The following is a 6,860-nucleotide window of genomic DNA, read 5'->3' as shown; positions in this document are numbered from 1 at the left end:
TGGCGCCCTCAAAACCCGAGGACGCCATTCTTCTTTTTTGGTCTAAATTTCAATACGGTCAGTTATTGGGTGCTTACGTTAGTTCTGCACGTGGATCCAAAGTTAAGTCAGATTATATGATTGATGATCGACTATCAATGTTGACAAAGAGCCCAGTGAAATTTATTGCCTCGGTAAGAAAGGTACGTAAACTAATTAAGAAGGAAAAAATAGAGTTAGTCCATGTGCATAGTACTATAGCTGGTATTTTAATGGTTATTTATAAAATGATGTATCATGATGGAATTCCGGTAGTATTTACACCACATGCATACTTTTCAGAAGTAGATAGAGGACGATTAAAAAATATTTTATTAATTTCAATTGAACGTTTTATGAACCGATTCTTTGAAAAGGTTATTCATGTTTCAAGGGAAGAGGAGAGCTATGCATTAGATAATGATTTGGTTGCCAGTAGTAAAAGTGTAGTTGTTAGCAACGGTGTCTCCAAACCAACTATTAAAAAAAAAGAGCATTCAGGTATTGTTTTTATCAACGTAGCCAGGTGTAGTTTCCAAAAAAATCCACAACTATTTATTAAAATAGCTACGAAGCTTATTAGTTGTGTTCCAAATAGTAAATTTATATGGGTTGGTGATGGACCCCTTTTGGATGAGTGTAGAAAAAGAGTAACTCAAAGCGGTGTAAATAAGAAAATAGAGTTTGTTGGGTATTCAGATAATCCGTATGAATATTTAGCTCAATCAGACGTGTTTTTTTCAACAGCTCGATATGAGGGACTTCCATTTTCGGTCTTAGAGGCATTGTCTTTTAGTATGCCGGTGATGCTGACAAATATCATTGGCCATAAGGAATTAGTTGAAGGCAATGGCTTTCTAATAGATAAAAATGATATGAACTGGGGGGGATTTGTAAAAAACGTTCAAAATATTATATCTAATAGCCAATCAATGGCAGAAGCAAGTCATAAGTTATATATTCGAAAATTTTCAGTTGAAAAGATGGTATCAGGAATTGAAAGCCTTTATGAAAGTGAATTTTATAATCAAGTTAGCCACTTAGAATTTAGGACAAAATAAATACAGCAAGACGTAAATCTCAAGTATCATTGGAGTTCCTACACAAACAATGAAAGAGGTTTTCGTCTTGATGCAAGAACAGCTTACCATGAATCGTCCCAAGGGTCGTCATCACTTAACTTTGAAAGAGCGCGGAAACATCGAGGTCTACTTCAATCACGACGAGTATTCTCGGCGTAAGATTGCCGAACTAATTGGCGTTAGCCCGCAGACCATAAACAACGAGGTCAAGCGGGGCTTGGTGACCAATAAACAGCTGGTTAACGGTAAGGAAAAGTTCTATGAGATCTATATCCATGTGGCAGAGCTCGCTGAACAGCGCTATCACGAGAAGCGTAGGGCCTGTCATCGTCCTTGTAAGTTCTATCAGGTGTTGGACTTCTTAGCGTTCTTTGTGGAACACTTTAAGACTGATTGCTGGGCATCAGACGTTGCTGTTGGTCAGGCCCAAGCGTTGAGCCTCTTTCGTTCTGATGAGATGGTCTGCACAAAAACGCTGTACAAGTATATTGACGAACAACGCTTAGAGGTCTGTAACTTAGACCTCGCTGAGAAGATGAGTCGCCGACTACCCAAGCACGCCGTTCATATGAACAGTCGGCTGCTAGGCTTAAGTATCGAAGAACGACCAGCTGAGGTAGCGACACGTGAAGAGTTTGGCCACTTTGAGATTGACACCATCGTTGGTAAGCGTGACGGCCATGAGAGCGTAATTATGACCTTGATTGAACGCCAAACCCGCTTTCAGATCATCCGCTTGATCGATGGCCGTGACGCTGATTCAGTGGCCTATGCCATGCAAGCCATCATCGCCGAGTACGGAAGTATTATCAAGTCGGTTACTACGGACAATGGCCCAGAGTTTACGACCCTTTCACAAGTGATGGCATCAGTCGCCCCGGTCTACTTTACCCATCCTTATACTTCCAGTGAGCGTGGCACTAACGAAGTCCACAATCGCATGGTTCGCCGCGACTTTCCTAAAGGCGAGTCACTCGATGCTGTTAGCCCGGCTGATGTCGCTAAGACCGCCGAAAAGCTGAACAACATGCCTCGCCAGCTCAACTTCCAGACACCCGCTGAGCGCTTCGCTGCCGCCTGCGGCTAAGCTCAGCGCACTGTTCCAACCCTTAACTTCAAGTTCTGAGAAACCCTTGGTATCAGTATTTGGTACTAGTGACTAACTTGTTCTTGCAATTTGCGTTTGGTTGTTAGCATGTATAGAAGATCAGATACACCGTCCTCGGCGATACATCCCAGTAAACCGTAATCCATCTAGTAAGGTAAGCAAATGACGTCCTCATTTTTTTGAGAACGCCATTTGCTGTCTTACAGGCACTGACCCGGAATATGCAATGTTTCCCCGCAAAATCCGCAAGCGTAATTTTCTATAGAATTTTGGGCAAATTCAGGCTGATACTGTGGTGGTCAAGGACATGACCGCACGTTATCTGACAATGTGATTTCACGAGGAAACTTACAAGCCGCCAACCAGACATTGTTTTCCAATCCTCATCCCCTCAGTCCACAGTTCCCACTTGGATTACGTCTTCTCCCGATGCACCACCTCAACCTGCATCGCCGGTCTCGGCGCTATCATCTGCGTATAGAACTCATCCGGATCCGGCGCCAACAGGAGACCATCCGCCAGAGCACTATCCGCGTTGGCGTAGAGGTACAGAATGTACGCGCGCTTATTGAGATACGGATTTCTCGTGCGGGGGATGTGGTGCAGTGTCAGTTGGAGCAGGTGTGTGGGCGCGTCGTAGGTCATGCTGTAGACGATCTTTCCCCACAGGCGTTGTGGCCGGCCCGTTGTCAGGCGTTTGGTCGCCGGTTCGTGATCGAAGGCCAACTCGATCTTCGTATGGTGGCTAATGATCTGACTATAATACTTATTCGCGCTCCGACTCTTGATGAATGCCTGGTACGTCGCTGGCAAGACGTCCTGGTAGACGATGAGGCGTCGCTTATTGACCTGGACCTCCAGCAACTCCGCACGGGGCTGATAGTGCAGCTGGTAATGGTGATGTGCGTCGTACGTTTCAGCTAGTTCCATGGTAGCTTTCTCCTCTCTCAAAACGTCAGGGGCTTACGGTCGCTGAAATGGGCATCGTAGTAGGTGTCCACCTTACGCGTCAGGGTGATCCCCATGGCCTCATTTTCGGTCACATCACTATAGACCTGGTGCTTATGGTCGCTCATCGTTAGCTGAAGTACGCTGAGCTGTTCGTCGTAGGTCATCGCAATGACGTGAACGCCGCAGGGGAGCGCTATCTGCCGGGCACTAGTCGCACCAATCTCGCCAGTCATCAGGCTGACGGTATTTAGGTTGATGTGGTGGTGTTTCAGCAGCTTCGTTTCGTAGTACATATCCGGCTCGTGGCATTTCACGAAGTCCCGGTAAAATTTATGACTGATGCGGCGAAAGACCACAATCTGGGCGTCAGCGACCTGGACCTCCAGTAAGCGGGGGCCCGACGTATAGTGCACCCGGTAGCGGCCGTTCGCCAACGTTTGTTCTTCGAGTTCTAGTGTTCTGGTCATGAGTGGTGTTCCTTCCAATGGCGACTTCGTGGTGGTCATTTGACCGCACAGCAGGGGTATTGCGACAGAATCGATTCCATGTAAAATTTATCCGGATCCGGGGCGTGCAGCAGTATTTCGACAACCTCACGGGGCACGTTCGGGTAGAGTAATTGCGCCTTACCCAAGAGGTTGATTAATAGGAGACGCTGATTGTTATCATAAGCAATTGAGGCCATCACGTGACTCTTAATCGGCAACATTTTAGCGACGTCCCGGCCAACGTCACTGAGCTGAAAGCAGTTGAAGTGAATCGGGATGACTCCATGATGGGTGATGACGTTGTGGTAAAAGATCGCCGGATTGGCGGCGTCGAGGAAATGCTGATAGGTGGTCCGGGTGACGTCCCGATAGACGTAGACTTCACCAGTAATCACGCGCACCTCCAGTAGTTCTGCCGGTCCGTTGTAGTGGAGTTGAAAATGTTGCCGGTTAGCATTGTCCGGTAAGTCCATAATTTCCATGTAGAAAACTTCCTTTGATTTTACAGGATGGCGGGCAATGGTGACTGGGGCTGAGCGCCGTGAAACGACCACGTGTGGCTAGCGAGTGTCCGGACAAGGATTTGTGTAATGACATGGGGAAAGCGGCCAGAATAGCCGGATAAGCCTGACAAAACGATCGTGCGAACATGGACGCAGAGTAGCAGCAGTGTCTCAGTCAGAAGGTCCCGGAGACGCCGCGACCCGCTAGACTCTGAGTCTAAGGCACTAGTAACTAGCCGCAGGGTTTAGGAATACGTTAACATTTAAGATAATTGATAGCTAGAAATAGGACGGATTGCTGATAGTTGTGCGGGGGACGGGTACTAACTGGTAGGAAAGACTAGTTAAAACTGATAAACTGGAGAACAGAATAGAACCGAGATGTAGTGGGTTAGGAAATACCCCTGGAGGAGTAGCGAACATGAGAATAAAAAATCTGGGACCAATTACAGATGCCAAGATTGATTTGAATCAGCTGATGTTATTCATCGGAAATAATGGAACGGGGAAGACCCTGGCTACGTATAGTTTGTTTGCTTTCCGAAATTGGCTAGAATATAGTTTTCAAACGGAAGTTGTAGCGGATAATGAGCTTGATCAGCTAATAGAGGCAGGGAAGCTTGGCTTGCCATATGATGAGTTAGAGTCGGCTATTGCAACACAAATTGTAACGTCATTTAATGAGCTGAATGATAGCGGTAAGTACTTTGTAGACTTTTTTAAGGATCGTGGTGTCTATGTTCCTGGGAAATCTATGATTACGATAAGTGAGAAAGACGTCGCGGGTTTGACGAAGCAGTCTGGGGTTGTTTTTAGTTACTTTGCTGAAGATAGCCAGGAAAACGTAGGTCAGTACCAAATCCATATGGATGGTCGAAAGGCTCCTGAATTAGAAATTTTTAATACCATGTCTCAAAAATATGTGGATGGCCCCCAACGTTTAATTCCTCGTGAAGAACTACTTAGTCGAATTAATCGTGCCTTGGTGGGCAGTCTTTTTGACGCAAGTGCTACCAGCCGGTACTTACCTGCCGAGAGAATTGGAATCAACGTTTTCCGGACACGGCTTAATACACGATTAGTGGATGAGAGTCTCACGAATCCTGCAAGTATGGCGACAGGTAGGGTAGTGGAGCGTTATCCGTATCCTATTGAGTCATACATTTCGTTCTTGAATAATTCGGTATTGGCACTCACACAACCAAATAGCTCTGATTTGACGGAAGAAATTAAGAAGTTGATGGCAATGTTGGTACCGGGAAACTTTTTATATGATGAGGCGCTAGATAGCATTCAGTACCGATTAGGAGATGAGTCAGATAACAGTGATGCGATTAACTTTAATTTATTATCGTCATCATTAAAATCACTTTTTGGATTGGAACTATTTGTTCACCAATATGCTCAGAGAAATTGGCTGTTCATTGACGAGCCAGAGATGAATCTACATCCAACGCGACAAGTGATGGTAATGGACTTACTTTTGGCGTTATCGGAAGCGGGTAATCACGTTGTTATTTCGACACATAGTGACTATTTAGTTAAAGAATTACTAAACAAAATATTAGAATCCAAGCTGGGCGATAAGCAGAATCACGTGGGAATAAAGAGCAGTGTTTCGGTATATGAATTTAATGACGGTAGTGTTCGTGACTTAGGAGATATTTCTGAGGAAGAAGACTTTGATGACTCTGATCAGACATTCGGCAATTTCGATCAAACAACGGTGGCAATCAATGACCATTACGAGGATTTGCGAAATCAAATGGATGACGAGGGTACTGACAATGAATGAGGCACTCTATGATGCGTTTCAGAAGACGATTGCTGATGATGTGTATGTCGGTGAAGCCCAGGGACATTATGTGATTCAAAGAATAAATGAAGAAGACTATCAGTTAGAGTTGAAGTATAAGGTACAGAAAGAATATGGTGTGTCATTTCGTCTTGAGGATTTTAAAGAAGTCGCTCGGTATCTGAAGGGTGGTAAAAGAGCGGCTGGTACAGATAATGATTGTACGATGATTGATGGTGCTATCTTTCAAATTGAGATTAAGAGGGCAAAAAGTATGACACACCATCCGGTTGAAAAACAATTTGCTGGTGGTAAGCAATGGCTAAACCATATTTTTTCGCTAGTTGCGGCAAGAGATAATGATGTGTTGGCGGATGTGAGTCTGCCAATTTATCATTTAGTGATTCAGTTAGGGAATCGACGGCCTGATCTTACGAGAAACATGCGCGTTAAAAATGATGGTCGCCATTTTCGAACGGTTATTCGTTCAGAAGATAAGTATGTAGACCTTTCAAGAGTTATGCGTGTACTGTTAGCCAAGGAAAAATGTAATGATGTGTTGAAAATTGAGTAGGCGACTGATGGCGTAGTCCAGCTGGTGGATTGCTCTTTTTTTCGCAATCGTTTGGAGAATAGAATGATTGTTCAGAGGAGAATATTCAAAGAATCATTCATCAAATGATACATGGTAAGACAAGTATTTCAGTCACTTTATTCATATTGGGTTAGTCCGAGTATCAACAGCTAAAAACAAAGAGAGCAGCCCGACCATTTCTTAGATGGGCGCGGCTCCTTGTCAAGTAGACAGCTAAATAATTAAAATCATTATGCAGTATTTTTAACGGCATGATTCCGGTATTCTACTGGGGTCATGCCGTTTAGTGTTGGTTGGCGTCGCGAATTATTATACCAATC

The 6,860-nt window shown here is 44.6% G+C and carries 8 protein-coding genes; 4 read left to right on the top strand and 4 right to left on the bottom strand.

What is annotated here, in order from left to right:
- A partial coding sequence (locus tag EKM89_RS13230; RefSeq protein WP_225421895.1) for a glycosyltransferase occupies window positions 1–1,079 on the top strand: 1,079 nt, incomplete at its 5' end.
- 49 nt (window positions 1,080–1,128) lie between these two features.
- The gene (locus tag EKM89_RS13225) at window positions 1,129–2,187 is read left to right on the top strand and encodes an IS30 family transposase (RefSeq protein ID WP_225421894.1); all 1,059 of its coding nucleotides are present in this window, start codon (window positions 1,129–1,131) and stop codon (window positions 2,185–2,187) included.
- 435 nt (window positions 2,188–2,622) lie between these two features.
- On the opposite strand, the gene EKM89_RS13220 is transcribed toward EKM89_RS13225, so the two are convergent.
- From EKM89_RS13220 to EKM89_RS13210, 3 genes are read right to left on the bottom strand one after another with little or no spacing between them, the layout of a single operon-like run.
- Window positions 2,623–3,138 carry a KTSC domain-containing protein gene (locus EKM89_RS13220; RefSeq protein WP_125689245.1) on the bottom strand — a complete coding sequence of 172 codons (516 nt, stop codon included), beginning with the start codon at window positions 3,136–3,138 and terminating at the stop codon, window positions 2,623–2,625.
- Between the two features lie 17 nt (window positions 3,139–3,155).
- A complete protein-coding gene (locus EKM89_RS13215; protein ID WP_125689243.1) occupies window positions 3,156–3,626 on the bottom strand; it encodes a hypothetical protein in 471 nt (156 codons plus the stop codon).
- Window positions 3,627–3,661: 35 nt separating this feature from the next.
- The gene (locus EKM89_RS13210; RefSeq protein WP_125689241.1) at window positions 3,662–4,129 is read right to left on the bottom strand and encodes a KTSC domain-containing protein; all 468 of its coding nucleotides are present in this window, start codon (window positions 4,127–4,129) and stop codon (window positions 3,662–3,664) included.
- A gap of 442 nt (window positions 4,130–4,571) precedes the next feature.
- Between EKM89_RS13210 and EKM89_RS13205 the strand changes: the two genes are divergently transcribed.
- Both EKM89_RS13205 and EKM89_RS13200 read left to right on the top strand, forming a co-directional pair.
- Window positions 4,572–5,945, top strand: a complete 1,374-nt coding sequence (locus EKM89_RS13205) for an AAA family ATPase (protein ID WP_125689239.1) — start codon at window positions 4,572–4,574, stop codon at window positions 5,943–5,945.
- Window positions 5,938–6,519, top strand: a complete 582-nt coding sequence (locus tag EKM89_RS13200) for a hypothetical protein (RefSeq protein ID WP_125689237.1) — start codon at window positions 5,938–5,940, stop codon at window positions 6,517–6,519. The genes EKM89_RS13205 and EKM89_RS13200 overlap by 8 nt, the downstream gene beginning before the upstream one ends.
- A 251-nt stretch (window positions 6,520–6,770) precedes the next feature.
- Here the strand turns inward: EKM89_RS13200 and EKM89_RS13195 are convergent.
- A partial coding sequence (locus EKM89_RS13195) for an IS3 family transposase (protein WP_164510537.1) occupies window positions 6,771–6,860 on the bottom strand: 90 nt, incomplete at its 5' end.

This window comes from Levilactobacillus fujinensis, assembly GCF_003946335.1.
GTDB lineage: Bacteria > Bacillota > Bacilli > Lactobacillales > Lactobacillaceae > Levilactobacillus > Levilactobacillus fujinensis.
The sequence above is the reverse complement of the archived record's forward strand: the minus strand, read 5'-3'. Positions and strand labels throughout refer to the sequence as shown.

Coding starts and splice junctions, on each gene's coding strand:
- EKM89_RS13225 (WP_225421894.1), top strand. CDS start 1,129: ATGAAAGAGGTTTTCGTCTTGATGCAAGAACAGCTTACCATGAATCGT.
- EKM89_RS13200 (WP_125689237.1), top strand. CDS start 5,938: ATGAATGAGGCACTCTATGATGCGTTTCAGAAGACGATTGCTGATGAT.
- EKM89_RS13215 (WP_125689243.1), bottom strand. CDS start 3,626: ATGACCAGAACACTAGAACTCGAAGAACAAACGTTGGCGAACGGCCGC.
- EKM89_RS13220 (WP_125689245.1), bottom strand. CDS start 3,138: ATGGAACTAGCTGAAACGTACGACGCACATCACCATTACCAGCTGCAC.
- EKM89_RS13210 (WP_125689241.1), bottom strand. CDS start 4,129: ATGGAAATTATGGACTTACCGGACAATGCTAACCGGCAACATTTTCAA.
- EKM89_RS13205 (WP_125689239.1), top strand. CDS start 4,572: ATGAGAATAAAAAATCTGGGACCAATTACAGATGCCAAGATTGATTTG.